The organism is Aminobacter sp. P4_H6_2 (assembly GCF_056400805.1).
This window is the reverse complement of record NZ_JBFUKO010000790.1, coordinates 1-2,203: the sequence shown is the minus strand read 5'-3', so window position 1 is coordinate 2,203 and position 2,203 is coordinate 1. Positions and strand designations below refer to the sequence as shown.

Genomic DNA, 2,203 nt, shown 5'->3' with positions numbered 1-2,203 from the left:
CGAGGCACCGGGCCGCGCCGACTTCCTGCGCTGGCTCACTTTCCTGTCGTCGGTGATGTATCCGGCAATCCTGCGTTACTACTATGCACAGCGCTACACCGCCGACCCGCAAGGTGCCGAAGCGGTGAAGGTCGCAGCCGTCGCCGAGTTCGACCGCGGCTTCGGTGTCCTCAATGCGGCACTCGAGGGTCGCGACTGGCTCGCCGGTGAGCGCATGTCGATCGCCGACGTCTATTTGCTGATGCTCGCTCACTGGCACCCCGAGGCCGGCAAGCTCGCTGCGACCTGGCCGAACATCGAACGCGCCTGTGCGGCGCTGCGCGAGCACGCCGTGCTCAAGCAGCTCAACGCCAGCCATGCGATGTGGTGAAGGCGACCCGATCTCTGATCAACGGAAATGCGCCGCGTCCGCAAAGATGCGGCGCTCCAAAGTTTCATTCCGTATTTGGTGCAGCCGGGCTTGAGCCCCCGGCGGGCTTGGCCACGCCTTAAAGGCGGGTCGAAACAATCGCCCGGCGTTCGCCGCGCAATGTGGTCGAGCGGTGATCGCTGGTCGGCCGAGCGATGCGGCTTTCGTGACGTCCGGTAACTGTCATGATCAGTGGAACGTCACGCGCGCTTGGAGTGTGCTGGTGCGGCGCGCGCAGGCCGGTCCAGGACCACGCATGTAGTGGCGCTCGGGGCGGTAAGTCGGAGCGATGAATTCGCGAAACGCCACAGCGGCGTGAGTGAGGTGGTTCCAGATAGCCATTGTTCTTATCCCTGTCCCTTCGGGGCTCGTCCCGAACGTGGAAGCGATCATAGTCGGCGGTTGTGAATCTTCGGTGAACGCGATGTTAATCTTCGTGTGAAAATGCGCCCGATCGCGGCCGAATTGCGTTCTTTTCTAGGCATTTAGGCCTGATCGGGCGGTATTGGTTAAGATGTGTCTTTTGCACCACGGATGTATCCGCATATTGCCGCGAAACTATCCACAGGTTTCAGCGCGCCGTTACGCCGAACAGGCCGCTGAGGCAGATTTCGCCGTCAGGCGAGGAAGAGTTTTTCAAACGCCTTGCGTCCGGTCGGGGTGAACTCGACGACCCGGCTGCCGGTCGGCCGACGTGCCCATTTCTCGCCAATGATCTTGTCGAGGATCGCGGTGCCCAGCGATCCCGCCAGATGCGAGCGACGAACGCTCCAGTCGAGGCAAGCACGGCACATCGGCCGGCGCGAATTGCTGAGCCCTGTCGTGTCGATGCCGACGCCCGCAAAGTAGCTCGCACCTGACGGCCCGAGCCGAACCGTATCGTCGTCGCGCACGAGGATCTCTTCGGCGATGAATCGGTCGAACATCGCCACCGCGTGGTCGCCGGCAAGATGGTCGTAGCAGACGCGGGCCTCGCGCATCGACTTGTCGCGCGGACCCGGTCGGGCGCGTTGCGGCCCCGAATGGGCGGCCACGCCGCTGATCGCTTCGATCATCGCCGCCACTTCGGAGCCGGCAAGCGCGTAGTAGCGATGCCTGCCCTGGCTCGCCACCRTCAAAAGCTTGCCGTCCATCAGCTTTGCGAGATGCGAACTTGCCGTGGGCAAGCTGACGCCCGCCTCCAGTGCCAGTTCGCTTGCCGTCAGCGCGCCGCCGTTCATCAGCGCGGTCAGCATGTTCGCACGCGCCGGGTCGCCGACCAGGCTGGCGATACGGGCGATGTCGGGACCTTCCTTCATGGCGCTACCTCCATGGTTCGATGGTAGTCGAAGCATTCTCGTCAGGCAATGCGTATTCTCCGACCTGAGAAAGGAGCCCGCCATGACGATGAAAACCGAACTCGCAACCGAGCCGAACCCCCGGGCCCTTGGAGCGTTTGGCCGTGTGCTCCGCTTCCTCGCTCGCGGCTATGATCGCCATCTGCAGCGGCTCGACCTTTCCGAACTGACGAACGAACAGCTGGACGACATTGGTCTGACCCGCCGCGACGTCGAGCGCGAAAGCGCAAAACCCTTCTGGCGTTAGCACGCCATTTCGGCCGCACGCTTCGATGTCGGCCGAACTATTGCCAACAGACGGAGACCAAAATGACCATCACCTGCTTCATTCGCTACGAGATCGATCCGTTCGGCAGGGCGGCTTTCGAGCAATATGCCCGAAACTGGGGCCAGGCGATCCCGCGCTGCGGTGCTGACCTGGTCGGGTATTTCGCGCCGCATGAGGGCTCGGCAACGA

5 protein-coding genes are annotated in these 2,203 nt (G+C 63.0%); 3 read left to right on the top strand and 2 right to left on the bottom strand.

Translation table 11 applies throughout. The features are described from left to right. Window positions 1-370, top strand: a 370-nt coding sequence (locus AC1DUU_RS30180; protein WP_476786991.1) for a glutathione binding-like protein, incomplete at its 5' end; no start/stop codon positions are given. A gap of 228 nt (window positions 371-598) precedes the next feature. Here the strand turns inward: AC1DUU_RS30180 and AC1DUU_RS30175 are convergent. After that, window positions 599-751 carry a hypothetical protein gene (locus AC1DUU_RS30175; protein WP_476786990.1) on the bottom strand — a complete coding sequence of 51 codons (153 nt, stop codon included), beginning with the start codon at window positions 749-751 and terminating at the stop codon, window positions 599-601. A 275-nt stretch (window positions 752-1,026) separates the two neighbouring features. Then, window positions 1,027-1,707, bottom strand: a complete 681-nt coding sequence (locus tag AC1DUU_RS30170) for an ArsR/SmtB family transcription factor (protein ID WP_476786989.1) — start codon at window positions 1,705-1,707, stop codon at window positions 1,027-1,029. Between the two features lie 82 nt (window positions 1,708-1,789). Here AC1DUU_RS30170 and AC1DUU_RS30165 point away from each other — a divergent pair, with 82 nt between their 5' ends. Both AC1DUU_RS30165 and AC1DUU_RS30160 read left to right on the top strand, forming a co-directional pair. Then, a complete protein-coding gene (locus AC1DUU_RS30165; RefSeq protein ID WP_476786988.1) occupies window positions 1,790-1,993 on the top strand; it encodes a DUF1127 domain-containing protein in 204 nt (67 codons plus the stop codon). 62 nt (window positions 1,994-2,055) lie between these two features. Then, the coding region (locus AC1DUU_RS30160; RefSeq protein ID WP_476786992.1) for an NIPSNAP family protein at window positions 2,056-2,203 on the top strand (148 nt) is incomplete at its 3' end.

Excerpts from the sequence above, each read along its gene's own strand:
- AC1DUU_RS30175 (WP_476786990.1), bottom strand. The coding sequence starts at position 751 with ATGGCTATCTGGAACCACCTCACTCACGCCGCTGTGGCGTTTCGCGAA.
- AC1DUU_RS30165 (WP_476786988.1), top strand. The coding sequence starts at position 1,790 with ATGACGATGAAAACCGAACTCGCAACCGAGCCGAACCCCCGGGCCCTT.